At 73.2% G+C, this 23,609-nt stretch carries 26 protein-coding genes; 16 read left to right on the top strand and 10 right to left on the bottom strand.

The window, feature by feature from the left end; genetic code table 11:
- Positions 1 to 951, bottom strand: coding sequence for an alpha/beta hydrolase (locus tag AB5J73_RS34750; RefSeq protein WP_370963036.1), 951 nt, complete (start codon positions 949 to 951; stop codon positions 1 to 3).
- 104 nt (positions 952 to 1,055) lie between these two features.
- Between AB5J73_RS34750 and AB5J73_RS34745 the strand changes: the two genes are divergently transcribed.
- A complete protein-coding gene (locus AB5J73_RS34745; protein WP_370963035.1) occupies positions 1,056 to 2,408 on the top strand; it encodes a helix-turn-helix domain-containing protein in 1,353 nt (450 codons plus the stop codon).
- On the opposite strand, the gene AB5J73_RS34740 is transcribed toward AB5J73_RS34745, so the two are convergent.
- Positions 2,401 to 3,360 (bottom strand): TIGR01777 family oxidoreductase, encoded by a 960-nt coding sequence (locus AB5J73_RS34740; protein ID WP_370963034.1) that lies wholly within the window; start codon positions 3,358 to 3,360, stop codon positions 2,401 to 2,403. The two genes, AB5J73_RS34745 and AB5J73_RS34740, sit on opposite strands and share 8 nt — an antisense overlap.
- 31 nt (positions 3,361 to 3,391) lie before the next feature.
- Positions 3,392 to 4,273, bottom strand: coding sequence for a LysR family transcriptional regulator (locus AB5J73_RS34735; RefSeq protein ID WP_370963033.1), 882 nt, complete (start codon positions 4,271 to 4,273; stop codon positions 3,392 to 3,394).
- A 115-nt stretch (positions 4,274 to 4,388) separates the two neighbouring features.
- Between AB5J73_RS34735 and AB5J73_RS34730 the strand changes: the two genes are divergently transcribed.
- Positions 4,389 to 5,570 carry an MFS transporter gene (locus AB5J73_RS34730; RefSeq protein WP_370963032.1) on the top strand — a complete coding sequence of 394 codons (1,182 nt, stop codon included), beginning with the start codon at positions 4,389 to 4,391 and terminating at the stop codon, positions 5,568 to 5,570.
- Here AB5J73_RS34730 and AB5J73_RS34725 read toward each other — a convergent pair.
- Positions 5,555 to 6,883: a jacalin-like lectin gene (locus tag AB5J73_RS34725; RefSeq protein WP_370963031.1), complete on the bottom strand. Its 1,329-nt coding sequence runs from the start codon at positions 6,881 to 6,883 to the stop codon at positions 5,555 to 5,557. The two genes, AB5J73_RS34730 and AB5J73_RS34725, sit on opposite strands and share 16 nt — an antisense overlap.
- A gap of 458 nt (positions 6,884 to 7,341) precedes the next feature.
- On the opposite strand from AB5J73_RS34725, the gene AB5J73_RS34720 reads away from it, so the two are divergent.
- Genes AB5J73_RS34720 through AB5J73_RS34670 form a run of 11 tightly spaced genes read left to right on the top strand, consistent with a single transcriptional unit; the run spans position 7,342 to position 16,388 of the window.
- Complete coding sequence (locus AB5J73_RS34720) at positions 7,342 to 7,788, top strand: hypothetical protein (RefSeq protein WP_370963030.1); 447 nt, start codon at positions 7,342 to 7,344, stop codon at positions 7,786 to 7,788.
- A gap of 8 nt (positions 7,789 to 7,796) precedes the next feature.
- A complete protein-coding gene (locus AB5J73_RS34715; RefSeq protein ID WP_370963029.1) occupies positions 7,797 to 8,234 on the top strand; it encodes a hypothetical protein in 438 nt (145 codons plus the stop codon).
- Positions 8,231 to 8,698, top strand: a complete 468-nt coding sequence (locus tag AB5J73_RS34710; protein WP_370963028.1) for a hypothetical protein — start codon at positions 8,231 to 8,233, stop codon at positions 8,696 to 8,698. Before AB5J73_RS34715 ends, AB5J73_RS34710 begins: the two co-directional genes overlap by 4 nt.
- On the top strand, positions 8,695 to 9,093 hold the full coding sequence (locus AB5J73_RS34705; RefSeq protein WP_370963027.1) for a hypothetical protein: 399 nt from the start codon (positions 8,695 to 8,697) through the stop codon (positions 9,091 to 9,093). The genes AB5J73_RS34710 and AB5J73_RS34705 overlap by 4 nt, the downstream gene beginning before the upstream one ends.
- A 43-nt stretch (positions 9,094 to 9,136) precedes the next feature.
- Entirely contained in the window at positions 9,137 to 9,472 is a 336-nt protein-coding gene (locus AB5J73_RS34700; RefSeq protein ID WP_370963026.1) for a competence type IV pilus major pilin ComGC, read from the top strand.
- Positions 9,473 to 9,529: 57 nt separating this feature from the next.
- Positions 9,530 to 10,618, top strand: coding sequence for a type IV pilus twitching motility protein PilT (locus tag AB5J73_RS34695; RefSeq protein ID WP_370963025.1), 1,089 nt, complete (start codon positions 9,530 to 9,532; stop codon positions 10,616 to 10,618).
- Entirely contained in the window at positions 10,615 to 12,144 is a 1,530-nt protein-coding gene (locus AB5J73_RS34690; RefSeq protein WP_370963024.1) for a GspE/PulE family protein, read from the top strand. Before AB5J73_RS34695 ends, AB5J73_RS34690 begins: the two co-directional genes overlap by 4 nt.
- Positions 12,141 to 13,346 (top strand): type II secretion system F family protein, encoded by a 1,206-nt coding sequence (locus AB5J73_RS34685; protein ID WP_370963023.1) that lies wholly within the window; start codon positions 12,141 to 12,143, stop codon positions 13,344 to 13,346. The genes AB5J73_RS34690 and AB5J73_RS34685 overlap by 4 nt, the downstream gene beginning before the upstream one ends.
- Entirely contained in the window at positions 13,346 to 13,786 is a 441-nt protein-coding gene (locus tag AB5J73_RS34680) for a type II secretion system protein (protein ID WP_370963022.1), read from the top strand. Before AB5J73_RS34685 ends, AB5J73_RS34680 begins: the two co-directional genes overlap by 1 nt.
- Positions 13,780 to 14,406, top strand: a complete 627-nt coding sequence (locus AB5J73_RS34675; RefSeq protein ID WP_370963021.1) for a prepilin-type N-terminal cleavage/methylation domain-containing protein — start codon at positions 13,780 to 13,782, stop codon at positions 14,404 to 14,406. Before AB5J73_RS34680 ends, AB5J73_RS34675 begins: the two co-directional genes overlap by 7 nt.
- Positions 14,403 to 16,388 carry a hypothetical protein gene (locus AB5J73_RS34670; protein ID WP_370963019.1) on the top strand — a complete coding sequence of 662 codons (1,986 nt, stop codon included), beginning with the start codon at positions 14,403 to 14,405 and terminating at the stop codon, positions 16,386 to 16,388. Before AB5J73_RS34675 ends, AB5J73_RS34670 begins: the two co-directional genes overlap by 4 nt.
- Before the next feature lie 4 nt (positions 16,389 to 16,392).
- On the opposite strand, the gene AB5J73_RS34665 is transcribed toward AB5J73_RS34670, so the two are convergent.
- Positions 16,393 to 17,172 carry an A24 family peptidase gene (locus tag AB5J73_RS34665; RefSeq protein WP_370963018.1) on the bottom strand — a complete coding sequence of 260 codons (780 nt, stop codon included), beginning with the start codon at positions 17,170 to 17,172 and terminating at the stop codon, positions 16,393 to 16,395.
- 206 nt (positions 17,173 to 17,378) lie between these two features.
- Between AB5J73_RS34665 and AB5J73_RS34660 the strand changes: the two genes are divergently transcribed.
- Entirely contained in the window at positions 17,379 to 18,269 is an 891-nt protein-coding gene (locus tag AB5J73_RS34660) for a universal stress protein (protein ID WP_370963016.1), read from the top strand.
- A 4-nt stretch (positions 18,270 to 18,273) separates the two neighbouring features.
- Positions 18,274 to 18,684: a hypothetical protein gene (locus AB5J73_RS34655; protein ID WP_370963015.1), complete on the top strand. Its 411-nt coding sequence runs from the start codon at positions 18,274 to 18,276 to the stop codon at positions 18,682 to 18,684.
- Here the strand turns inward: AB5J73_RS34655 and AB5J73_RS34650 are convergent.
- A complete protein-coding gene (locus AB5J73_RS34650; protein WP_370963013.1) occupies positions 18,677 to 19,267 on the bottom strand; it encodes a TetR/AcrR family transcriptional regulator in 591 nt (196 codons plus the stop codon). The genes AB5J73_RS34655 and AB5J73_RS34650 overlap by 8 nt on opposite strands.
- Positions 19,268 to 19,304: 37 nt before the next feature.
- On the opposite strand from AB5J73_RS34650, the gene AB5J73_RS34645 reads away from it, so the two are divergent.
- Positions 19,305 to 19,640, top strand: coding sequence for a cupin domain-containing protein (locus tag AB5J73_RS34645; RefSeq protein WP_370963012.1), 336 nt, complete (start codon positions 19,305 to 19,307; stop codon positions 19,638 to 19,640).
- Here the strand turns inward: AB5J73_RS34645 and AB5J73_RS34640 are convergent.
- From AB5J73_RS34640 to AB5J73_RS34625, 4 genes are all read right to left on the bottom strand, one after another.
- Positions 19,637 to 20,602, bottom strand: a complete 966-nt coding sequence (locus AB5J73_RS34640) for a GDSL-type esterase/lipase family protein (protein ID WP_370963011.1) — start codon at positions 20,600 to 20,602, stop codon at positions 19,637 to 19,639. The two genes, AB5J73_RS34645 and AB5J73_RS34640, sit on opposite strands and share 4 nt — an antisense overlap.
- A gap of 15 nt (positions 20,603 to 20,617) precedes the next feature.
- Positions 20,618 to 21,598 carry an arabinan endo-1,5-alpha-L-arabinosidase gene (locus AB5J73_RS34635; protein ID WP_370963010.1) on the bottom strand — a complete coding sequence of 327 codons (981 nt, stop codon included), beginning with the start codon at positions 21,596 to 21,598 and terminating at the stop codon, positions 20,618 to 20,620.
- Between the two features lie 32 nt (positions 21,599 to 21,630).
- Positions 21,631 to 22,644 (bottom strand): pectinesterase family protein, encoded by a 1,014-nt coding sequence (locus tag AB5J73_RS34630; RefSeq protein WP_370963009.1) that lies wholly within the window; start codon positions 22,642 to 22,644, stop codon positions 21,631 to 21,633.
- Between the two features lie 62 nt (positions 22,645 to 22,706).
- Positions 22,707 to 23,477, bottom strand: coding sequence for a pectate lyase (locus AB5J73_RS34625; RefSeq protein WP_370973425.1), 771 nt, complete (start codon positions 23,475 to 23,477; stop codon positions 22,707 to 22,709).
- Between the last annotated feature and the right edge of the window lie 132 nt (positions 23,478 to 23,609).

Here is a 23,609-nt window from a genome sequence, read left to right as displayed (position 1 = left end):
TCAGACGCGAAGCCCGCGGCGCAGGGCTTCGACCTCGTCGGCGAACATCCGCCGCGAGATCTCCGCCGTCTCGACCAGCCCGGAGCCGTGGAACGTGCCCGGGTAGTGGCGGAACTCGACCGCGACGCCCGCGTGGGCCAGGCGCTGGGCGTAGTCGATGCCTTCGTCGCGCAGCGGGTCGAACTGGCACGTCGTCACGAACGCGGGCGGCAGGCCGGCCAGGTCGGTGGCGCGAGCCGGGGCCGCGTACGGGGAAACGCCTTCGCCGCCCGGTTCCGCGCCGAGGTAGCTCGTCCAGCTGAAGACGGCGTTCGGGCGGTTCCACACCGGGGTGTCGGTGTACGCGCGCATCGACGGGGTGCCGAGCCGGTCGTCGAGTTCCGGGATGCCGAGGTACTGGAAGGCCAGCGCCGGGCCGCCGCGATCCCGGGCCAGCAGGGCGACGGCCGCGGAAAGCCCGCCGCCCGCGCTCTCGCCGGCCACGCCGAGGCGTCCCGGGTCGACCCCCAGCTCGTCCGCCTTGGCTTCGAGCCAGGTCAGTGCCGCGTAGCAGTCTTCGAGCGGCGCCGGGAACGGGTGCTCGGGCGCCAGCCGGTAGTCGACCGACACGATCACGATGCCCAGCTCGTCGACCAGCCGCAGCAGCGAGGTGTGGAACATGTCCAGGTCGCCGAGGACGAACCCGCCGCCGTGGATGTAGAGCAGCCCGGGCACCGCTTCGGTGCGGCCGGCCGGACGGTAGACGCGCACGGGCACGTCGGGCGCGTCCGACGGACCGGGGACGGCGGTGTCCCGGACGTCGATCGCGGTCGTGGGTTCGTAGCTGGGGAGGACTTCGCCCAGCCGCGACATCGAAGAACGCGCGGCCAGCAGGGATTCGTGGTCGGTCAGGGTCACCGCCGGCAGCATGTCCAGCCAGGGCACCAGCTCGGGGTCGATCGCGTAGGTCATGGCACCGATCATCGGCCGCCGCCCGCGTGCGGGCCACCGCCACGCGGCGGGCGTTGGCGGGCCGGAACTCGCCATCCGGCGGCGGGCGCGCCTATCGTGACGGCATGAAAGGGCTGCTGCTGCGGCTGTCCGGGCTCGACGCCGACGCCGAGAACGCCGTACGGGTGATCGGGTTCTTCGACCGCCTGATCACCGCCCACGCCGACCTCGACACCCTGGTGCGCAGCACGGCCGACCTCGCCGGCTGCCCGGTCGGCGTGCACGCGCCCGGCCGCGGCCTGTCCCTGCGCGCGGCGCCCGGCGGCGACGTCGGCGCGCCCGGGACGGCCCCGCCCGGCGCGGCGGCCCGCGAGCTCGAAGGCGGGGTGGTGGTGTGGGTGGCCCGCGCGGGCGCGCCGGTCCCGCTCGACGACATGCTGCTGGAGCGGTTCGCGATCGCCACCGCGATCCTGCTCGAACACCCCGGCGTCCCGCGACCGGAACTCGGCGACCCGGCGCTGGTGGAACTGGCGCTGACGGAGGACGCGGGCACGGCCGAGCGGTCGCGCGCGCTGCACCTGCTCGGGTTCGGCCCGGCGGCCCGGTTGCGGGTGCTGGCCACGGCCGGCGGCGAGGTGCCCGCGCGCCGCTCGGCGGTGCTGGGCACCGTGCGCGCGGTGCTGACGGCGGACACCGACCCGATCCCGGACGCCGGTGCCGGCCGATCGGCGGTGCCCGGCAACGGCCCGGCGGCACCGGCCACCGCGCCCGGCCCGCACCCGGACGGCACCCGGCACCCGGCGGCGGTGCCCGGCACCGGACGGGCAACACCCGTTCCACCCGCGGCCGGCGGACGGGCCGGCACCCAACGCGCAACACCCACCCCACCCGCAGCCGACGGGCGAGCCGGCACCGGACGGGCAACAGCCGCCGCACCCGCGGCCGACGGGCAGGCCGGCACCCAACGCGCAACACCCACCCCACCCGCGGCCGACGGGCGAGCCGGCGCCGGGCGGACGACCGCCCCCGGCGCCGTGCCGGCGCTCCCCGGCTACCGGCGGGTGGGCGTCGGCCCGGTCGTGCCGGCCATCGAGGTCGCCCGCTCCTGGGCCGCCGCGCGGACGGCGTTGCGGTTCACCGCGGACGACGACCCCGTGGTCCACTGGGAGCACCTCGGCAGCCTCGCCGCCCTCGACGGCACGCTCAGCCCGGCCGGCCTCCCCGACGTCCGCGCCCTCGACCGGCTCGCGGCCGAACCCCACGGCGAAGACACCCTCGCGGCGCTCTCGGCCTTGTGCGCCACCGGCTCGGCCCGCAAGGCGGCCGCGGTGCTGCACCGCCACCACAGCACGATGCCGGCCCGGCTCGCCCGGGCCGAGGCCGTCCTCGGCTTCGACGTCGACTCCCCCGCCGGGCGCTTCCGGCTGCACCTCGCGCTGATGCTGCGGCGGCTGCGGGACAACGCCGGCCTCAGCTGACCGTCCTGAGTGGACCGCGCACCAGATCCGCCGCCGCGGCGGGCCAGGCCGGGAAGCCGAACTCGAAACCGGCCGCCAGGAGCCGGCCCGGCACCACGAAACGGCTCTTCAGCAGCAGCTCCGGGTCGCTGCGCAGCACGAACGCGCCGATCGCCGCCAGCCACCGCGTCGCGGGCAGCCCGAAGGGGACGCCCGCCGCCGCGCGCAGCGCCCGCAGGAACTCCCGGTAGGGCAACGGTTCCGGGGCCGCCAGGTTCACCGGGCCGCTCAGCTCGTCGTGCCCGATGAGGAAGTCGATCGCCCGCAGCAGGTCGGCCTCGTGGATCCACGACATGTACTGCGCCCCGCCGGCGACCGGGCCACCCAGGCCCAGCCTCGTCAGGCGCAGCAGCATCTCGAACGCGCCACCGGGCTCCGGGCTCATCACCATGGCCGTCCGCAGCGCGACCTTGCGCGTGCTCGGCGTGCCGGCGAGCTGCTGCTCGCGCTCCCACGCCCGGGCGATGTCGACGCTGTAGGACCAGTACGCCGGCACGTCCGGTTCGTCGCCGCCCAGGACGCCGGTGGTTTCGTCGTTCGGGGCGTCGTGGCGGTGGGCGTAGATCGTCGCCGTGCTCATCTGCAGCCAGACCCGCGGCGGCCGGACGGCGCGCTCGATCGCGCCGCCGACGACCCGCGCGGAGTCGATGCGGGAGTTCCACATCTCCCGCAGGTTCGCCTGGGTGTAGCGGCAGTTCACCGACCGGCCCGCCAGGTTGACGACGACGTCGCTGCCGTCGATCTCGCGCGTCCACGGCCCCGCGCTCCGCCCGTCCCAGCGGACGTGGCGCACCCCCGGCGCCGCGGCGGCTTCCCCTCGGGTCAGGACGACGACCTCGTGCCCGCTCCCGGCCAGCGCGCGGCTGAGCACGCGCCCCAGGTGTCCGGTCCCTCCCGGTATCACGACCTTCATGGCCCCACCGTACCGAAAGAGTTGAACACGTTCAAATACTGCTCTCGACGAGGTCGAGCAGCGTCCGCAGCGCCCGGCTCGGCGGCTTCGCCCCGGCGGTGACCAGGTTGAGCGGCCAGTCGAGCCCGGCGCCCGCCAGCGGCCGGACCACGACGTCCGCCTCGGCCGGGGCGGGCGTCTCCGGGACGACCGCGACGCCGAGCCCGGCACGCACGTACCCGGGCACCGGGCGCAGGTCGGCGACCTCGACGGTGACCCGCCGCGGCGAGCCGAGCGCGTCGAAGGCGCGGTCCAGCAGCACCCGGTTGCCGAACCCGCGCGGCGTGTCGATGAAGGCTTCGCCGGCGAGGTCGGCCAGGCGGACCGCCTTGCGGGCCGCGAGCCGGTGCGTGGCCGGCAGCACCACGACGAACGGCCGGGTGTCGACCCGCAGCACGGCCAGCCCGGCGAGGTCGCTCTCGGGCAGGCCCACCAGCGCGACGTCGAGGCGCCCCCGGCGGACCTCTTCGGCCAGCCCGGTGGACCCGGTGATCGACACCGTCACGTGGATGTCCACCAGCGGGTAGCGCCGGTGGAACGCCCCGAGCAGCGCGGGCAGGTCGACACCGCCGATCGACGTCAGCGTGCCGATGCGGAGGCTGCCGCGCAGTCCCTCCGACGCCTCCTGCACGGTCGCGCGCGCCCGTTCGAGGGCCTCGATCGCGGCCTTGGCTTCGGGCAGGAACGCCGTGCCCGCCGCGGAAAGCGCGACCCGGCGGGTGGACCGGTCGAACAGCCGCGTGCCGAGCTCGGCTTCGAGGGACCGCACGGCGGCGGACACGGTGGACTGCACCGCGAACACCCGCTGGGCGGCCCGGGTGAAGCTGAGCTCCTCGGCGACGGCGACGAAGTACTCGAGCTGACGTGTCTCCATCCGCCCAACTTATCGCCGCGAGCGATAACTGGCACCAGCACTTTTCGTTGGACTTGCTGAGTCGGCGGGGACATCGTGGACAGCGGAAGATCCCCCGGCGTCCCGGAAGGTCCCGATGTCCGTCACCCTGTCCCCCGCCCGGCTCCGCGTGAGCCACGGGCTGGGTTTCCGCGTCGTCGCGGTCGCGTTCGCGACGGCGCTCGCGTTCTCCACCGTGCCGACCCCGCTGTACGCGCTTTACCAGCAGCGCGACGGCTTCCCCGCCTTCCTCGTCACGGTGGTCTTCGCCGCGTACGCGGTCGGGGTGATGCTGAGCCTGTACCTGGCCGGGCACGTCAGCGACTGGCTGGGCCGCCGCCGCGTCCTGCTCGCCGGCCTGCTCGCGGAGGCCCTCGCCGCCGCGCTGTTCCTGCTGTGGCCGGATGTCCCCGGCCTGATCGTCGCCCGGCTGGTCAGCGGCGCCGGCATCGGCGTGCTCACCGCGACCGCCACCGCGCACCTGTCCGAGCTGCGCGCCCCCGCCCTCACCGCGACCGTGGTGAACGCCGGCGGCCTGGCGCTCGGCCCGCTGGTGGGCGGGCTGTTCGCGCGGTTCGCCGGCCACCCGCTCAGCACGCCGTTCGCGGTGTTCCTGGTCGTGCTCCTGCTCGAAGCGATCGCGGTGAGCCTGGTGCCGGAGACGGTGGAACGCCGGGAAGAGCGCCCGGCCTACCGCCCGCAGCGGCTCTCGCTGCCGCCGGCCGCCCGGCGCGAGTTCACCGGCGCCGCACTCGGCGCGTTCGCCGCGTTCGCGCTGAGCGGCCTGTTCATGGCGCTCGCCCCGGCCCTGCTGGCCCACGAACTGCACGAGCCGTCACGCCTGCTCGCCGGGGTCGCGCCGTTCACGATGCTGGGCAGCGCGGCGCTCGCCCAGATCGCGTTCTCACGGCTCGGCACGCGCCCGCAGCTCAAGTCCGGGTACGTGCTGATGGGCACCGGGCTGGCGCTGCTGACGGCGTCGGCGCTCGCGGCTTCACTCCCACTGTTCTTCGCCGCGAGCGTGCTGGCGGGCGCCGGGTTCGGCCTCGGCTTCCGCGCGTCGGCCGGGACGGTGGCGGCGCTCGCGGACGACCGCACCCGCGGCGAGGTGCTGGCGGCGCTGTTCCTCGCCGCCTACGCGGGTCTCGTGCTGCCGGTGCTGCTCGTCGGGCTGGCGATGCTCCTGGCACCCGGATCGGCCGTGCTGACCGGGTTCGCGCTCGTGGAACTGGCCCTGCTCGGCTGGTCCGCGCGGCGCACCGCTCAGCGCCGGGTGTAGGCGAACCCGACCTTGTCGACCTCGCCGCCGGCGCGGCCGTGGAAGCCGGCGAGCTGCCAGCCCGCCGGTGTCGTGCGCGTCACGCAGTCCGGCGTCACCGAGCCGCCCGCGAGGGTGCGGCCGGTGCTGGTCGTGAACGCCGCCGAGAAGATCCGCGTCCGCCCCTGGTAGCTGCCCTGGCACACCGTCGCTTCCGTGACGTACTCGCCGGCGCCGAGGGTGAGCGCGGCCGCCGTCCCGCCGGCACCGCCGTGGGTCAGCACCGTGCCGTTCTCGAGCGTCACCCCGAGCTGGTCCACCCGCGAGCCGGCGCGCAGCGACAGCGTCCGGACGCGGGCGCCCGGCGGGAGGGCGGCGACGTCGGTGAAGTAGTCGCCGTGCGGGCCGCCGAACTGGTCGGACAGGCGCAGTTCCGGGTTGCGCGTCCAGTCGAAGCGGACACTGACCGGGTCGTGGTCGGACAGCATCCGGCCCGCGTCGTCGAGGAACCCCGCGTGCTCGTTGTGGTACGCCGTCGCGCCGAGGGACACGAGCGGGCTGCCGCGGTAGAGGACCTTGTCGACGACTTCGCAGTCGTCGGTGACGTGCTGCGGGTCGCACACCAGCGCGGGACTGCCCGGCGCGGGCGCGGTCCCGCCGCGGACGAGCTTCACCCACGCGTCGGTGAGGCCGTTGTCCGCGGCGAACGCGGCGATCGTGTCCGCCGCGCGGGTGTAGCGCGTGTTCGTGTCGCCCAGGACGAGCACCGCGTTGCCCGCCGAGCGGGTGCGGATGAACGCCGTCAGCTGCGCCAGGTTCGACGCGCGCGACGCCTGGTCGCCGTCGTTCGTGCCCGCGTTGGTGTGCACGTTGTAGGTGTCGACGTACACGCCTTCGGCGAGCCTCAGCCGCATGAAGGTGAACCCCTTGGGGGTGAGGCAGTCGCCCGAGTCGAACTGGCACGAGTTCCAGCGCACGCGCTCGAAGTCGCCGGTGTCGTAGGGCAGCGAGGACAGCGTGTTCAGGCCGCTGCCGATCCCCGCGCCGCCGCTCGTCGGGGTGCGGTACGGGTGGTGGTCGGCCGCGTAGAGCGTGGCGTGGTAGTTGAAGTCCTCCTCCACGTGCACCACGTCGTACGGGCCCAGCCGCTGCCCGATCGCCGTCGTGGCGGGCTCGCGGGGGGTCGGTGCGCTCGAAATGCCTTCGGGCAGCCCGGCGACGTTGTAGCTCAGCACGGAGAAGGTGCCGCCGTCGATGGGATCGGCGTGCGCGGCGGCCGGGACCAGCACGGCGGCCGCACACACGAGGACCACGACGGCGAGGCGGTTCTTCACGGGGTACCTCGTTCTCCCGGGGGTGAGCGACGGGAATGATCGGGGGACGCCGGGAGGCGCGTCAAGGGCCGCCCGGAGGGTCTTCGGCGGGTGCGTTTCAGCACGCGGAGAATTGTTACCGAAAGTCATCACCGCGCAGGGCCCGGGGACGGCACTCCGGACCCCGCCGGCGGCCTTCGGAGAGCCCGCCGCGAAGCCTCCGCACCGGCCGCCGCCATTCGGCCGAACGGGTGCGCATCACCCCAGGTCACGGTCCCGCAACGGAACTCTTCCGCGGTGAAACACGGTCGCGGCGGCTCGATCCCGCGCGCGTAACACGCTGGGCCGAACGGCGCAAGGGACCTCTGTCCTTCGCAGTCGGGCCGGTCGCCTGAGGTGCTGGGCACACCCGGATTCGCACACTCTTCGTGACGGTCCACCCGGGCCTCCCCGACACAGCGAATTCCTGGAGAGAACCCATGCGCAAGATCAGCAAGCGGTCCGCCATCGTCCTCGGCGCTGCCGGAGCGGTCGTCGTCGCCGGTGTCGCCTACGCGGCCTGGACGAGCACCGGCGCCGGCACCGGCACGGTCACCTCGAAGACCGATGTCGCCTCGGTGATCACGCCCGGCAACTCGGGCAGCGCGCTCTACCCCGGCGGCTCGACCACCTTCACGGTGAAGATCTCCAACCCCAACGACTACCCGGTCGTGGTGAACAGCATCAGCAACGGCTCTTCGAACGCGGTCAACGGCTGCGCCGCCGGAACCGTGACGAGCGTCCCCGGGGACCTGGCGGGCACCATCCTGGCGCACGGCGAAGGCACCTACACCCTCACCGCGACCATGAACGGCAACGCCACCGACGCCTGCAAGAGCCAGACGTTCACGCTGCCGCTCACCGCCACGCTGTCCTCCAACGCCTGATCCGAACGATGTCCAGGCGGCGGATCGGCGCGCTCGCGGCCGTCCTGCTCGGGTGGTTCGCGCTCGCCCCGACGCCCGTGGCGAACACCGCGAACGGCAACGGCATCAAACAGTTCGCCATCGGCGACGTGCCGGGCCGGGCCACCGCACTCTTCCCCGGGGCGACCGGGACGCGGTGGATCCGGCTCGGCAACGCCGAAAACTTCCCCATCCGGGTCGAGACGGTGTCGGCAGCGGTCGGCAAGCCCGTCGACGACCGGGGCCGGACGGTCGCGGCCTGCCCGGCTTCGTCGGTGCGGGTGGACGCGCTCGCCGCGCCCGTCACGGTGCCCGGCAAAGGCACCGCCGACGTCGCGCTCACCACGCACATGCTCCCCGGCACGCCCGACGCGTGCCGCGCCCTCACCTTTCCCCTGACGTACACAGGAACGGCGGTCAAGCCATGAACAACCCGACCCTGCGCCGCGTGCTCGTGGTCACCGCGGTGGTCGGCGCGACGCTGGGCGGCGGGATCGCCGTCGCGGCGTGGACGAGCTCCGGCGCCGGCACGGCCGGCGCGAAGGCGGGCACCGCGTCCGCGCCGTCGACCGGGACGGTGGACGCCGCGGCGCTCACCACCGGCCTGCTCTACCCCGGGACCTCCGGCACCGCCCTGATCCGGATCACCAACCCCAACCCGTACGGGGTGAAGGTCAGCGGAGTCACCGCCAACGGCACACCGACCGCGACCGGCTCCTGCCCGGGCAGCGCCGTCACCTGGATCGCGCAGCAGCCGAACTCCGTGCTGGCCGCCGGGGCGACCGCGACCCTCACCCTGACCACCGCGGTGTCGATGGCGTCCTCCGCCGACGACTCCTGCCAGGGCGCGGTGTTCACGATCCCGGTGACCGTCACGGTGGTGAGCCAGTGAGCACCACCCGGGTGATCTTCGCGGCCGCGCTGCTGGCGACCACGGCGATCGGCGGCCAGGCCGAAGCGGCGTGGCTGAAAAGCGGCTCCGGCACCGCCGGCGCGGCCGCCCTGCGACTGTCCACACCGGACAAGCCCATCGTCGACTCGGCGAAGTGCAACAACGGCGGCGGCAGTCCCACGGCCACGCTGCGCTGGAACTACCCGGCTCCGCTGCCGCCGGGCTTCGAGCTTCTCACCGCGACCGCCCCGGGCGGCACCGCTTCCGTTGCGGGCACCGCCACGACCACGTCGGCCACCATCCCCCTGCCCGGCAACAACAAGGTGTACGTCAGCGTGCGCGCGGTCGCCGGCACCTGGCAGGGGGCCCGTTCCCCGGAGGTGGCCGCCTGCTGATTCCGGAACACCCCGAAACCCCTGCAACGCAAAGGAAAAGCTCATGCTGGAAAGACTGCGTGCCGCCCGCGCTAACGAGGACGGCTTCACCCTGATCGAACTGCTCATCGTCGTCGTGATCCTCGGCGTGCTCGCCGGCGTCGTCGTGTTCGCCGTGCAGGCGTTCAACGGCGAAGGCAAGGCCGCCGCGTGCAACGCCGACTGGAAGAGCGTCGAGACCGCCAACGAGGCCTTCTACGCCAAGACCGGCGGCTACGCCGCGGACCCGGCGGCGCTGAAGACCGCCGGCTACCTGAAGGACGAACCGTCCACCACCAACGGCTACACGATCACCATCGCCGCCGGCGTCGTCAAGGCGACCGGCGCCTGCACCCACTGAACCACGCCGCGGGGTGGGGCGACCCGCCCCGCGGCCTCCTCGCCCCGGAGGGAACCCATGCCCACCCTGACCGGCAGCCGCGCCGACGGCCTGCTCGAAGCGCTCTGGCAAGCCCGCGGCACCGACCTGCTGCTCACCGCCGGCCTGCCGCCCCAGCTGCGCGTGCACGGCGACCTCGCCGCGGTCGCCGGGCACCCCGTCCTCTCCGGCGAGGACACCGACGCCCTGCTCGGCGAGCTGCTCACCGACGAGCAGGCCCGCGCCTGGCGCACCGCCCACGAATTCGACTTCTCCTTCAGCTGGCGCGACCACGCCCGCGTCCGCGGCAACGCCTTCACCCAGCGCGGCGCCACCGTCGTCGCGCTGCGGATGATCCCGCGCCGGATCCCCGCCATGGCCGACCTCGGCCTGCCGCCGGTCCTGAGCGACTTCGCCCGCCGGCACCAGGGTCTCGTGCTCGTCACCGGGCCGACCGGCTCGGGCAAGTCGACGACGCTCGCCGCCGTCATCGACCGGATCAACCACGAGCGCGCCTGCCACATCCTCACCGTCGAGGACCCGATCGAGTACGTCCACGAGCACCGCCGTTCCGCGGTGAACCAGCGCGAGGTCGGCACCGACACCGAGTCCTTCCCGGCCGCCCTGCGCAGCGCGCTGCGTGAGGACCCCGACGTCCTGCTGGTGGGCGAGATGCGCGACCTCGAGTCGATCCGCTTCGCCCTCACCATCGCCGAAACCGGGCACCTGGTCTTCGCCACGCTGCACACCAACGACACCGCGCAGTCCCTCGCCCGGATGATCGACGTCTTCCCGGCCGGGCAGCAGGAACAGGTGCGGGTGCAGCTCGCCGCGGCGCTCACCGGGATCGTCTACCAGCGGCTGCTGCCGCGCGTCGGCGGCGGGCTGGTCGCCGCGTTCGAGGTGCTCGTCGCGAACACCGCCGTGCGCAACCTGATCAAGGAGGGCAAGCCGCACCAGCTGCGCAACGCGCTGGTGACCGGCCACCGCGAAGGCATGGTGACGCTGGAGCAGTCGCTGTCCGCGCTCGTCGCCGCCGGCCTGGTCTCCCCCGCCGACGCGGCCGCCCGCAGCCTCCACCCGCAGGACATCGACCCGCGCCCGCGGCCCCGGAGCGTGCCGGCATGAGACTCCGCACCCAGCCCCGCACCGTCGACCTGCGCACGGTGACCCCGGACCGCGCGGCCGCCGACCTGCTCGGCGAAGCGAAAGCGCGCGAGCTCTGCGCGATCCCCCTCGCCGTCCGCGAAGACAGCGTGCTGGTCGCGGTCGCCGACCCGGGCACCGCACCCGCGTTGCAGGAGGCGCTCGGCCGGCCGGTGACCGTCGCGGTCGCCGCCCGCGCCGACATCCTCGCCACCGTCGAACGCACCTACCGCGCCCTCACCGGCGTCGACCGGCAGGTCAAGGCGTTCGAAGCCCGGGACGCCGTCCGGCGCGACGCGACCCGCGCCGAGCCGGCGGCCACCGCGAACGACGACGCGCCGGTGGTGCACGTCGTCGCGCTGATGATCAAGCAGGCGCTGCGCGACCGGGCCTCCGACATCCACGTCGAGCCGCAGGCCGAGCGGGTCCGCGTCCGCTACCGCATCGACGGCGTGCTGCACGACGTGCTGGACCTGCCCGGGTCGATGGGCCCCGCGGTGACCAGCCGGATCAAGATCCTCGGCGGGATGAACATCGTCGAACGCCGCCGCCCGCAGGACGGCCAGATCAGCATGGCCGTCGAGGACCGGCCGGTGGACATCCGGGTGGCGACCACGCCGGTCGTCGGCGGCGAGAAGGTCGTGCTCCGGCTGCTCGACAAGAGCCGCCCGCTGTTCCGGCTGCCGCAGCTCGGCATGCCCGCCGAGATGGCGGCGCGCTACGGCTCGGTGCTGCAGTCGCCCTACGGCATGGTGATCTGCGCCGGGCCGACCGGCAGCGGCAAGACGACGACGCTCTACGGCTCGCTGGGCGAGCTCGACAGCGCCGAGCGCAACATCATGACCATCGAGGACCCGGTCGAGTACACCATGTCCTCGATCAACCAGATCCAGATCAACGAGCAGACCGGCGTCACCTTCGCCGACGGCCTGAAGTCGATCCTGCGCCAGGACCCCGACGTCATCCTCGTCGGCGAGGTCCGCGACGTCGACACCGCCCGCATCGCCGTGCAGTCCGCGCTCACCGGGCACTTCGTGCTCTCCTCGCTGCACGCCACCGACGCCGCGTCGGCGCTGCACCGGCTGCTCGACATGGGCATCGAGAACTTCCTCGTGGCGTCCTCGGTCACCGCCGTGCTCGCCCAGCGGCTCGTCCGGCGGATCTGCCTGCGCTGCCGCGAGTACTACCGGCCCTCCGCCGAAGAGCTGTCCTTTCTGGACTCGATGAACGCGGCGGGCCCGGACGGCGGGTTCGTCCGGGGCACCGGCTGCAACTTCTGCGCCCAGACCGGGTTCCTGGACCGCACCGGCGTCTACGAGCTGATGCCGGTCAGCGAAGGGATCCGCTCGCTCGTGCTGGACAGCGCGCCGCACCGCGAGGTGCACGAGCTGGCCCGCAAGGAAGGCATGCGGACGCTGCAGGACGAGGCGCTCCGGCTGATCGCCGAGGGCGTCACCACCCCGGCCGAGGTGCTGCGGTCGATCTACCTCACCGGAGGCGCGCGATGAACCGGTACGCCTACGTCGCGACCGGCCCGGACGGGCAGCGCACCCGCGGGGTGCAGAAGGCCGCCGACCTCGACGCCGCCGCGCTCGCGCTGTACGAGCGCGAACTGCGGGACATCGAGCTCACCGAGAAGAAGAGCGTGCTGAGCCTGGAGCTGACCGCACCCCGGGTCAAGCGCGAGGTCGTGCTGCACCTCTCGCGCCAGCTCGGCGCGTTCGTCCGGGCCGGGCTGCCGCTCATCGACGCGGTGCGCATCCTCGGCGAGGAGGCCGCGAACTCGTCGGTGGCCCGGATGCTGCGGGACGTCGAGCTCGGCCTGCGCGGCGGCGACCGGCTGTCGGACTGCGTCGACCGGCACCCGAAGATCTTCCCCGAGTTCTACCGCGAGATCCTGCGCTCGGCGGAGCTGACCGGGCAGCTCGACGTCGTCCTCGACCAGCTCGCCGACTACCTCGAACGCGACCTCGAAGCCCGGCGCAAGATCAAGGCCGCGCTGATCTACCCGGCGATGATCGCGCTGATGTCCGTCGTCACCGTCGTGGTGCTGGCGACGTTCGTGCTGCCGCGGTTCAAGGTGTTCTTCGCCAGCCTCAACGCGAAGCTCCCGCTGCCGACGCGGATGCTGCTGGCCGTCACCGACTTCCTCGGCCAGTGGTGGTGGGCGCTGCTGGTGGGGCTCGCCGCCGTGATCGCGCTGTACGTGCTCGGGGTGCGGACGCCGGGCGGGCGGTACGCGCGGGACCGGGTGCTGCTGGCCGTGCCCGCGATCGGCCCGACCGTGCGGCACGCGCTCGTCGAGCGGTTCTGCCGGATCCTCTCGTCGATGGTGAGCGCCGGGGTGCCGCTGCCGGAGGCCCTGCGGGTGGCGACGGATTCCCTGCGCAACCGCGTCTTCATGCGGGCGCTCGCCCGCGTCGCGCACGCCGTGCTCGAAGGCGAAGGCCTGGCCCGCCCGCTCACCGGCTCGGGGCTGTTCCCGGTGACCGCCGCGCAGATGATCCGCGTCGGCGAGGACACCGGCACGCTCGACACCCAGCTCGAGGTCACCGCCCAGTACTACGAAGGCGAGCTGGACTACCGGCTGAAGAAGCTGACCGCGCTGTTCGAGCCCGCCGTCATCGTGGTGATGGGCCTGGTCGTCGGGTTCGTCGCGGTCGCGCTCGTGTCGGCGATGTACGGCATCTTCACGCAGGTGCACGTCTGATGCGCGCCGACGACCGGGGCGAGAGCCTCCTCGAGCTGCTGGTCGCCGTCGCGGTGCTCGGCGTCGCGGTCGCCGCGATCGTCGGCGGCATCGGCGTGAGCGTGCTGATGTCCGACGTCCACCGCAAGCAGGCGACCGCCGGCGCGGGCGTGCGCGACTTCGGCGAGGCGATCGAGAACCAGGTCATGGCGGGCGGGTACTTCCCGTGCGCGGCGCCGGCGAAGTACGCCGCACCGGCCGGCTTCACGGTGCCGTCGGGGTTCATCAGCTCGGTGGCCTCGGTGAAGTACTGGACCGGCTCGGCGTGGTCGGCCACCTGCGGCACCGACACCGGGCTGCAGCAGCTGACCGTGCAGGTCGCCAGCGGCGACGGGCGCGCGAGCGAACGCCTGGAAGTCGTGGTGCGCAAGCGCTGCGGGCTCGGGGAGGCGCCGTGCTGAACCGCCGCTCCGACGCCGGGTTCACGCTCGTCGAGCTGCTCGTCGTCATCGTGATCCTCGGCGTGGTCGCCGCGCCGATCGCCACCGCGGTCGTCGTCGCGATCAAGAACACCGACGCGACCTCCGCCCGCCTCGCCGTCTCCCACGACGCCCAGCAGAGCTCGGCGTTCTTCGCCCAGGACGTCGCCGCGACCGGGCTGCGCGACTTCACGGGGCAGGTGGCCAACGGCCAGGTCCCGTTCTCGCCGTCGATCCAGCTGAACGCCGCCTACGACGCGGGCGGCCAGGTCTGCGGCACCGCGGCGACCCCGGTTTCGGTCGTGCGGCTGCTGTCGGACGACTGGGACACCGGCACGCCGGCCGCGACCCGGCGCACCGCCGTCGTCGCCTACTACCTGTCCGGGACCGAGCTGCACCGCCTGCGCTGCCTCGGGTCCCCGGTGCCGGTGTCCGACGCGGTCGTCGCGCACAACGTGCAGCCCGGCACCCCGGCCGTCACCTGCGCCGGCACCTGCACGGACGCGGCGGTGCCGCAGTGGGTGCGGTTCACCTTCACCGCGGTCGCGGCCGGCGCCGACCCCTACCCCATCACCCTGTTCGGCCAACGGAGGCAGACATGAAGCGCGACGACACCGGGGCCGCGCTGCCGCTGGTGCTCATCCTCGTCACGGTCGTCGCGGTGGTGCTCGGCGCGCTGCTGTCCTTCGCCGACACCAGCGTCCGCGCCACGGTCAACCTCCGCGACCAGGCGGCGGCCGCCTACACGGCCGACGGCGCGCTGCAGGCGGGGATCAACAGCATCCGGAACAGCACCTTCACCGGCGCGCCCGGGCAGCAGTGCTTCGGCGGGTCCGACACCCTCGCGCTGCCGGGCTTCGGCAGCGGCGGGTCGGCCGCGGTGACGTGCACCGCGGACCCGGCGAAGGTGCTCATCCAGTGCCCGTCGCTGAGCGCGTGCAACCGGCCGGGCAGCGCGATCCTCACCCTCGGCACCGGCGGCGAGGACGGCCTCAACATCCAGCAGCCGAGCGGCTCCTCGTTCCGCGTCCACGGCGTCGTCTATTCGAACTCGACCATCAACGTCGTCAACGGTTCACTCGACACCAACACCGCGGTGTACGCGCGCGGGGCCTGCGCGGGCACCATCCGGAGCACGCCGGCGGCGAACTGCGGCTACCCCGGGTCGGGCCTGGGCGCCGATCCCGGCTACGCCCCGGCGCTGACGTCGGTGCCGGCCCACCGGGGCGTGCCCGGCTGCACCGGCCCGGTGGTGACGTTCGAGCCCGGCTTCTACGACGACGCGGTCGGCCTGTCCGCGCTGATGACCAACAGCAGCCCGTGCAAGGACAGCATCTGGTGGTTCAAGCCGGGCGCGTACTACTTCGACTTCCGCAACAGCGAGGTCACCCGCCCGCCGGGCCTCCCCGCGGGCGACGACGTCTGGACGATCAACAGCGGCCGCCTGGTCGCCGGCACGCCGGTGGACCGCGCCGGCCGGATCATCGCCGCGCCGTCGGCGGCCGGCTCGGCCATCCCGGGCGCGTGCGACAACCCGATCGAAGACGCGAAGGCGGCCGGTGTCCAGTTCGTCTTCGGCGGCGACAGCCGGCTCGCGGTCAAGGCCGCGGAGGCCGAGATCTGCGGGTCCTACAGCGGCACGAAGCCGCCGGTGGCGCTGTACGGGCTCACGTCCGGCGTCGAGGCCCCGGTGACCGCGACGCTCACGCCGTCCGGCACGCCGGCCGGGACCTTCACCAGCGCCCCGGCCGGCAGCCTGTCCACTGTGGACGGCAACTTCGCGACGTGGACGAACAACGGCAACGGCAACCAGAGCGCGACCGTGACGGCGACCGGCTACGCGCCGCCCGCCGCGATCCCGGCCGGGTCCCTGCTCAAGTCCGCGAAGATCCGGGTGGTGCACGGCAACGACAACGGGTCGAGCCAGGACAACCTGTCCGTCCAGCTGGGTGCGGACAAGTTCGGGGTGCCGTCGTACCCGGACAAGGTCCTGCACACCGATCTGGTCGACGTCACCGCGGCGCTCTCGCAGCAGGTGTACGACGGCGGGTTCACCGGTGCGCAGCTGGGGTACACCGCGGCGCTCAAGCACAAGGGCACCGAACAGCTCGACGCGCTCCAGCTGGAGCTCACCTACACCCCGCCCGCGCTGCGCGCGCAGAACGGGTGCACCCAGCTGCTGTACACGAACAGCGCGGCGTGCGCGATGGTGACGTCGGTGAACAACTCCGGCAACCGGTTCTACGTGCAGGGGACGACGTACGCGCCGAAGGCCGTCCTGGACATCACGCTCAACAACGCGATCGAACCGATCTTCCGCTTCGGCGTGATCGCCCGGTCGTTGTGGGTGAAGGAAACCGGCAGCGTCTCGTTCACCGGCGCGGTGATCGAAGTTCCCGACGACTCCCCTGGCTTCGTCTTCGGCGTCTACCTGGCGGCGTACGTCTGCCCCGGGGCGGGCACGTGCGCCCCGGGCGGCACCCCGGCGGCCCGGGCCCGGGTGGCCTACGTCGACGGCGACCCGGCCAACCCGGTGCCCGGCGCGAGACAGGTGTCGGTGCTCAGCTGGTCCGGGAACCGGTGACCGCTCAGGCCAGGCCGACCAGGTCCCGGTAGGCCTGGCCGAGCGGCCCGGCCGCGAAGACCGCGATCAGCGCCGCGGCGATCATGAACGGCCCGAACGGCAGCGCCGTCTTGCGATCGCCCTTGCCCGCCGCCAGCACGACGACGCCGGCCACCGCGCCGAGCAGGAAGCCGCCGAACGCGCCGAGCACCAAGGCCGTCCAGGAGAGGTAGCCGAGGATCCCGCCCAGCAGGCCGGCGAGCTTGACGTCCCCGAAGCCCATGCCCTTGGGGTGGGCGAGGGCGAGCAGCAGGTAGAAGGCGAAGAGGGCGGCCCCGCCGATCCCCGCGCGGGTGAGCGACCACCAGTCGCCGCGGTACCAGGCCGACGCGGCGAGCAGCACGGCGAGCACCGGGTAGGCGGGCAGCACGATCGCGTCCGGCAGCCGGCGGCAGTCGAGGTCGATCAGGGCGAGCGCGATGCCGATCGCGCCGAAGTAGAGATAGGCGGGCAGGTCCGGCGGGCCGAGCCGCAGGGCGAGGAGCACGAAGAGGATCGCCGTCCCCAGCTCGACCAGCGGGTACCGGACGCTGATCCGGCTGCCGCAGCCGGCGCACCGGCCGCGGAGCACGAGCCAGCCGAGGACGGGGACGTTGTGCCGCGCGCGGATCTCCTGCCCGCAGCCGGGGCAGCGCGAGGCCGGGCGGACGACCGACTCGCCCCGCGGCACCCGGTGGACGACGACGTTGAGGAACGACCCGACGAGCAGCCCGAGCACCGCGGCCGCCACGACCAGCACCGCCATCGGCTCCTCCGGTCCGTTCGGGGGACGCCGCAGATCTTGCCCGAGACCGGCCCCGCCCGCGACCGCACGCCCCCCTGGTTTTGCCGGAGCGGCGGCACCCGAACGTCATGAACGGGTCGTTCACCTCACCCGACGACCTGAACGACCCGTTCATGACATCCCCGCCAGGCTCCCGACGACGACCGCTCCGGCCTACAGTCGTGAAGATGACCGGACCGCCGATCGTCACCGGGGTGGACGGGTCGGCCGAGTCGCTCGACGCCGTTCGCTGGGCCGCGCGGACCGCACGGCTGCGGGGTGCGCCCCTCGAGGTCGTGCACGCCCTCGACGTGCCCGCGCTGCTCGCCGGTGGGGTCGTGCCGCCGCCGGACGAGCTGGTGGACGCGCTGCGGGCGCGGGGGCGCCGGGCGCTGCGGACCGCCGGGGAACTCGCCGCCGCGCAGGGTGTCCGGGACGCCGTCACCCGGCTCGACTCCGACCGCGCGGCGCAGGCGCTGATCGAGGCGTCGAGGTCCGCGACGCTGCTCGTCGTCGGTTCGGCCGGGCACGGGCGGCTCACCAGCCTGCTGGCGGGCTCGGTCGCCGCGGCCGTCGGGACGCACGCCCGCTGCGACACCGTCGTCGTCCGCGGGGACAGCTGGGACGAGCCGGACGCGGCGGACCGCCCGGTCGTCACCGGGATCGACGGCAGCGACGCCGGCGCCCGGGTCCTCGAAGCCGCGCTGGCCGAAGCGCGGACCCGCGGTGCCCCGCTCGTCGTGCTGCACGCCTGGGCGGACACCCCGCCGCCGCGCCAGGACCCCCGCTGCGTCACCGAGGCCGGGCACCGGCTGCTCGGCGAGCGGGTGCTGGCGCACGACACCGGCGACGTCGAGGTCGAGCGGGTCCTGGTGCACGCCCACCCGCGGCGGGAGCTGATCGCGCGCAGCGGCGGCGCCCAGCTCGTCGTCCTCGGCGACCGCGGCCGCGGCGGCTTCCCCGGTCTGCTGCTCGGCTCCACCGGCCAGGCCCTGCTGCACCACGCCGCCTGCCCGGTCCTGCTGGTCCGCACCACCGCCTGGAGAGAAGCGGAACGGAAGCGGGACCCGCCAGGATGACGCCATGAAGACTGCGATCCGAGCCGGGCTGGCGGCACTCGTGGCCGGCGCGACGGTGCTGGCGACCCCGGCCCAGGCGGCCACCCTCACCCAGAAAACCGGTGTTTGCCACTCCGGCGACTTCGGCGGCTCGTTCACCCTCAAGTACGAGACGTCCGGCGGCTTCCACCACATGGTCGGGGCGACGACTTCGTCGGGCCCGTACATCGGCGACGCGGGCAACCTGCTCCTGCGGATCTCCTACCGCGACGGCTTCACGACGCACACGATCTACACCCGGTCGGTGCCGACGTCGGGGAGCACGAGCCTGACGCTGCCGTCGGGCCTCGACGTGCCGGTGACCGCGGTGGGGAACGCGTCGACGACGTTCGACAACGGCACCGATTCGTGCGTGGCGACGGTGTCCATCACGTGAGGAGGGCCTCCCGCAGGATGGCCCGCGCCGAACTCGCCAGCACCTGCGCGGCCCGCGGGCGGTCGAGCCCACCGATGTCGGTCAGCCACACCAGGGACTCGATGCCCGACGCCGAGCGGATCGCCGTGGCCAGGCCGTGGACGTCCAGGTGCGGGTGGGTGTCCGCGAGCGGGGCGAGCGCCTCCTCGATCCAGCGGATCGCCCGCCCGCGACGCAGCACCGGCTGCGGGGCGCCGGGTTCCAGCGACAGCCGGAGCTGGGCGCGCAGTTGCGGCTCCCAGCGCAGCGTGAAGGCGATGAACTCCCGCATCACCAGCTCGAGCCGCGCGACGGGGTCGGCCGGCGCGTCCGGGGGCAGCAGGCGGGCGTCGTCCTGGATCTCCGGGTAGGCGGCCAGCAGCAGCTCGCGCTGGTTGGGGAAGTAGCGGTAGGCGGTGGTGCGGGAAATCCCGGCGGCCGCGGCCGCGTCTTCGACCGTCGGCGACCCGCCGTCGGCGAGCAGCGCGTGCGCGGCCTCGACCAGCGCGGCCCGGGTCCGGCCCTTCTGCCGCTGCCGGCCGGTGGACTCATATGGTACTGCCATGCCATCATGGTACTCACGTCCCACGAAGGAGGCGGCCATGACCGGTGACCCGGCCGAGACGAACCCCGAGCTGTACCAGGTGGTCTTCGAGAACGAGCGGGTGCGGGTGCTGGAGTACCGCGACCGCCCCGGCGACCGCACCGCGCCCCACCGGCACCCCGACACGGTCATGGTCACGCTGAGCGCGTTCCGCCGCCGCATCTCCGCCGGCGGCCGCGAGGTCGGCGTGGACCTGCCCGCCGGCGCGGTGCGCTGGGTCGCGGCGCAGGAGCATTCGGGCGAGAACGTCGGCACCACGCCGACGCACTCCCTGTTCATCGAGCTGAAAGAGCCCGGCGGCGCGGTCGCGGGCGCCGCGCTGGGACCGGGCTAGGGACCGAGGAGCGGGGCGAGGATCGGCGCCAGCCGGTCGGCGATCTTCGCGTGGCCGGCGTCGTTGGGGTGGCCGTCGCCGTCCGCGTAGTCCGTGCCGGTCGTCAGCCAGCCTTCGGTGGTGATGAACCGGACCTTCGCGTCCCCCGCCGCCGCGACCGCGTTCTTCGTCTCCGAGACGTACCGCTGCTTCAACGTCTCGAAGGCGAAGAGCGTCGCGTTCGGGTACTTCGCCCTGATGTCCCGCAGCAACTTCGTGTACGCCACCTGGAAAACCGGGCCGCTGACGCCGTGCCCCACGTCGTTGGTGCCGAGGTTGACCACCACCGCGGAAGCCTGGTAGCGCGTGAAGTCCCAGGCCGCGTCGCCGGTGCTGTCGGTGCGGAAGAACTGCGCCGCCTGGCCGGCGCAACCGGACGCCGCCACCAGGCAGTACCCGGAGCGCGCGATCTGCGTGTGCCGCACGCCGAGCTGCTCCCCCACCCGCCAGCCGTAGGCCGACAGCGCGAGCTTGCTCGTCAACGCGCCGTACGTGATCGAGTCGCCGACGAATTCGACCAGCTTCGGCGGCAGCGTGACCGGCACCGTCTTCGCGCCCGCGTCGAGGACCAGGCCCTGGAAGATCGTGTCGCCGGAGCGGTAGGACAGCCGCAGCGAATGCGTGCCGGCGGGCAGGGCCGACGGCGTCAGCGCGACGACCCCCTTCACCCCGGCGAAGAACACGTCGGGACCGTTGTCGACGCTCGCGTAGAAGTTCACCGTGTCGCGGGCCTTCACCTTCACCGTCGTGCCGGTGAACTTCGCCGTGACGTAGCCGCCGGCCCAGTGCGGGACCGCGCCGGCGGCCTCGGTGGTCCAGCGGCCGGTGTACGCGAGGTTCGCGTCGGTGACCGGGACGTCGGCCGCCGCGGCCGGGGCGGCCGCGACGGACAGCACGGCGGCGATCGCCAGGAACAGGCGCATGACAACTCCCGCGGATCAGAAGACGTACGGCCAGCCGGCGCTGTCGTAGCCGATGAGGTTGATGCCGAGCTTGCCCGTCGCCGGCGTCGCGTCGGAGTAGTAGTAGTGGTAGACCAGCACGTCCGCGTCGGAGTCGTGCAGCACCGCCACGTGCCCGGGGCCGTGCACGGCACCGTGGCTCGCCAGGATCTGCGTGCCCCCGCCCGCGGTCAGGCGGACGCCGTCGCGGTCGGTGTAGGGCCCGGTGATCGACGTCGACCGGCCGACCATCACGCGGTACGTGCTCTTCGTGCCCTGGCAGCAGAGATCCCACGAAACGAACAGGTAGTAGTAGCTCCCGTGCTGCACGATGTACGGCGCCTCGGCCGCGGACGTGCTGCCCGTGCGCTGGGCGATGCTCCGCAGCGCCGGGTCGGCCGTGCTGCGCTTCCCGGTCGCCGGATCGAGCCGGTACATCTTGATGCCCGTCCACCACGAGCCGAAGCTCAGCCACCACCGGCCCGAGGAGTCGACGAAGAGGTTGGGGTCGATCGCGTTGTAGTCGTCACTCGTGCTCGTCCGCGTGACGATGCCCTGGTCGGTCCAGCTCCCCGGCAGCCCGGTCGCACTGGTGGCCAGGAAGATCGCCGAGTTGCGCGAGCCGAACGTCGAAGCCGCGTAGTACAGGTAGTACCTGCCGTTGTGGAACGAGATGTCCGGCGCCCACAGGTAGCCCGGGTGGGCCGGGTCGGTGAACGGCGCGGTCCACGGTGCGCCGTCCGGCCACACCGAGCCGATCTTCGTGAAGTGGATGCGGTCGGTCGAGCGGCGGATCTGCAGGTACTGGTCGGTCGAGTAGAGCAGGTAGCTGCCGTCCGCCGCCCGGATCATCGACGGGTCGTGCACCGCCGTGATGTCCCCGGTGACGTACCCCGGGTCCGGGTAGGTGGCGGCTTGGGCGGCCGGCGCGCTCAGCAGGGCGGCGGCCAGGACGGCGAGCAGGCGGGGCAGGCGCATGGGGTGTCCTCGCACTCGATGGGGTTCCGGGGTCAGTGCACGGGGTTCCACCCGTCGCCGCCCGCGAGGTAGCGCTGCGCGGTGAAGTCCGCGGCCTGCGCGGCGGTGAGCTGCGGCCGGTCGGCGCCGGTGCCCGCGCCGGCCCCGGTGTTGCGGTACTCGAAGAACCGGGCGTCCTTCCACGAGAAGCCCGACATGTCCGTCCACGGCGTCGCCTTGATCGCCGCGGGCAGGGCGGTCTCGCGGATCACGACCTGCGCGATCGCGTCGACGTCGCCGCTCGGGTGCCACGGCCGGCCCAGGTAGAAGCTCGCGTTCGCGGCCGGGCTGAGCACCCGGCTGCCCACGATCAGGAAGCCGTACGGGTTGGTGCGCCGGGTGCTGGCCGCGGTCAGGTAGCCGTTGGGGTTCGAACCGCGGTCGAGCGCGGTGATCGTCGCGCGGTCGAACACCGCGGTGGCGCGCCCGAAGAGGAAGTCGACGTCGCCGCTGATCGAGCAGTTCCGGTAGTACTGGCGGCCGGTCGTGCCCACGGCCGCGGTGTCGGCGTACAGCGTGTCCTGGTGCCCGAGGAAGGTGACGTTGTCGAAGACCATCCGGTCGCCGGTGGTCTTGACCGCGACGGCCTGCGTGGCGGTGATCTCCGGGTGGGCCTTGCGGTCGAAGGAGTTGCGGAAGGTCAGCGCCGTGGCGGTGAAGCCGTTCGCGGCGATGGTCGCGGTCGCGCTGCCCGTGGTGCCGTAGGTCGAGCCGTCCGGCTTCTTCGTCCCGCTGGCGTTGTCGTAGTCGACGACGACGTCGGCCGCCTTGCCGGTGGTTCCCCGCAGGGTGACGCCGGTCTTGGCCGCGGGCACGGTGATCACCTCGCGGTAGGTGCCGGGCTTGATCGACACGGTGCCGCCCGCCGGCACGGCGTCGATCCCGGCTTGGACGGTGGGGTATGCGCCGGAGCCGTCCTTGGCCACGACGACGGTGCCGGCCGCGGCCCCGGCCGGCGGGGTGACCAGCGCCGCGAGCGCCGAAGCGACGAGCAGGGTCTTGAGCATGACGTCTCCCTGGGAGCGCCGCGGGTGCCGGACGGCGGCCGGCACCCGCGGCGCGGCTCGGACTACCGGTAGGTGATGTTGGCGGTGGTGTAGAGGCAGTTCGTCGAGTCGGGACCGCTGCCGATCTTCGTCGGCTCGCCGCTGGTGACGCCCTTGTACTTCTCGCAGGGCACGATCTTGCGGCTCGAGTCCCCGACGATGGTGATCCGGGTCAGCTTGGCGGTGTCGCCGTAGTTGGTGTTGATGCCGACGAGCGTCTTGCCGGGCACGGTCGCGGTGACGTTGTCGACGACGACGTTGCGCTTGTACTGCGTCCCGCAGTTGCCGCAGGAGCGGTAGAGCTTGCCGAAGTCGTTCACCTCGAAGTTCCGGATGTACATGGTGCCCGGGCCGTTGTGCTGGAACACCTTGTCCGACGCCTTCCGGGCGCCGCCGCCGTCGATCGTCATGGTCTGCGAGGCGGAGGTGCCCTTGAAGGTCGCCGCGTCCTCGCCGACGTCCTCCCACCAGACGTTGAGCAGCGTGCAGGTGCCGAGGCAGTGCACGCCGTCGGCGGCCGGGCTGCCCAGGACGACGTTCTTCAGCGTGGTGCCGTTCGCGAGCTGGAACAGCGGGTCCTGGCCCTCGTCCTGGCCGCCGGACCCGAGGTCGCCGGTGCCGTAGAACCGCTTGAGCCCGCCGTCGTAGGTGCCGCTGGTGACCTTGATCGTCGCGCCGACCGGCACGTTCGTGCCGGGGCTCGGCCAGGTGGCGGCCGACGCGCTCGCGCCGGTGCCCGCCGCCGCCGAAACCACGAGCGCGGCGACCGCGGCCACCCGGATCATCCGGGAAATCACTGGGGAAACCATTCATCACTCCCTGGTCTGATTCTTCAATCGGCGCTGACGAAAACGTCCGACCGGGTTGTGAAAGCGCTTTCTCGCCACCGAGTTTCGGGTTGCGGGCAGTCCGTGTCAATGTCGCCC

The sequence above is a fragment of the Amycolatopsis sp. cg9 genome, from assembly GCF_041346945.1.
GTDB lineage: Bacteria > Actinomycetota > Actinomycetes > Mycobacteriales > Pseudonocardiaceae > Amycolatopsis.
This window is presented reverse-complemented; position numbering and strand designations above follow the sequence as displayed.

Bases quoted from the DNA above. Each gene is read 5' to 3' on its own strand.
- AB5J73_RS34750 (WP_370963036.1), bottom strand. From the start codon at position 951: ATGACCTACGCGATCGACCCCGAGCTGGTGCCCTGGCTGGACATGCTG.
- AB5J73_RS34745 (WP_370963035.1), top strand. From the start codon at position 1,056: ATGAAAGGGCTGCTGCTGCGGCTGTCCGGGCTCGACGCCGACGCCGAG.
- AB5J73_RS34740 (WP_370963034.1), bottom strand. From the start codon at position 3,360: ATGAAGGTCGTGATACCGGGAGGGACCGGACACCTGGGGCGCGTGCTC.
- AB5J73_RS34735 (WP_370963033.1), bottom strand. From the start codon at position 4,273: ATGGAGACACGTCAGCTCGAGTACTTCGTCGCCGTCGCCGAGGAGCTC.
- AB5J73_RS34730 (WP_370963032.1), top strand. From the start codon at position 4,389: ATGTCCGTCACCCTGTCCCCCGCCCGGCTCCGCGTGAGCCACGGGCTG.
- AB5J73_RS34720 (WP_370963030.1), top strand. From the start codon at position 7,342: ATGCGCAAGATCAGCAAGCGGTCCGCCATCGTCCTCGGCGCTGCCGGA.
- AB5J73_RS34715 (WP_370963029.1), top strand. From the start codon at position 7,797: ATGTCCAGGCGGCGGATCGGCGCGCTCGCGGCCGTCCTGCTCGGGTGG.
- AB5J73_RS34710 (WP_370963028.1), top strand. From the start codon at position 8,231: ATGAACAACCCGACCCTGCGCCGCGTGCTCGTGGTCACCGCGGTGGTC.
- AB5J73_RS34700 (WP_370963026.1), top strand. From the start codon at position 9,137: ATGCTGGAAAGACTGCGTGCCGCCCGCGCTAACGAGGACGGCTTCACC.
- AB5J73_RS34695 (WP_370963025.1), top strand. From the start codon at position 9,530: ATGCCCACCCTGACCGGCAGCCGCGCCGACGGCCTGCTCGAAGCGCTC.
- AB5J73_RS34690 (WP_370963024.1), top strand. From the start codon at position 10,615: ATGAGACTCCGCACCCAGCCCCGCACCGTCGACCTGCGCACGGTGACC.
- AB5J73_RS34685 (WP_370963023.1), top strand. From the start codon at position 12,141: ATGAACCGGTACGCCTACGTCGCGACCGGCCCGGACGGGCAGCGCACC.
- AB5J73_RS34680 (WP_370963022.1), top strand. From the start codon at position 13,346: ATGCGCGCCGACGACCGGGGCGAGAGCCTCCTCGAGCTGCTGGTCGCC.
- AB5J73_RS34670 (WP_370963019.1), top strand. From the start codon at position 14,403: ATGAAGCGCGACGACACCGGGGCCGCGCTGCCGCTGGTGCTCATCCTC.
- AB5J73_RS34665 (WP_370963018.1), bottom strand. From the start codon at position 17,172: ATGGCGGTGCTGGTCGTGGCGGCCGCGGTGCTCGGGCTGCTCGTCGGG.
- AB5J73_RS34660 (WP_370963016.1), top strand. From the start codon at position 17,379: ATGACCGGACCGCCGATCGTCACCGGGGTGGACGGGTCGGCCGAGTCG.
- AB5J73_RS34655 (WP_370963015.1), top strand. From the start codon at position 18,274: ATGAAGACTGCGATCCGAGCCGGGCTGGCGGCACTCGTGGCCGGCGCG.
- AB5J73_RS34650 (WP_370963013.1), bottom strand. From the start codon at position 19,267: ATGGCAGTACCATATGAGTCCACCGGCCGGCAGCGGCAGAAGGGCCGG.
- AB5J73_RS34645 (WP_370963012.1), top strand. From the start codon at position 19,305: ATGACCGGTGACCCGGCCGAGACGAACCCCGAGCTGTACCAGGTGGTC.
- AB5J73_RS34640 (WP_370963011.1), bottom strand. From the start codon at position 20,602: ATGCGCCTGTTCCTGGCGATCGCCGCCGTGCTGTCCGTCGCGGCCGCC.
- AB5J73_RS34635 (WP_370963010.1), bottom strand. From the start codon at position 21,598: ATGCGCCTGCCCCGCCTGCTCGCCGTCCTGGCCGCCGCCCTGCTGAGC.
- AB5J73_RS34630 (WP_370963009.1), bottom strand. From the start codon at position 22,644: ATGCTCAAGACCCTGCTCGTCGCTTCGGCGCTCGCGGCGCTGGTCACC.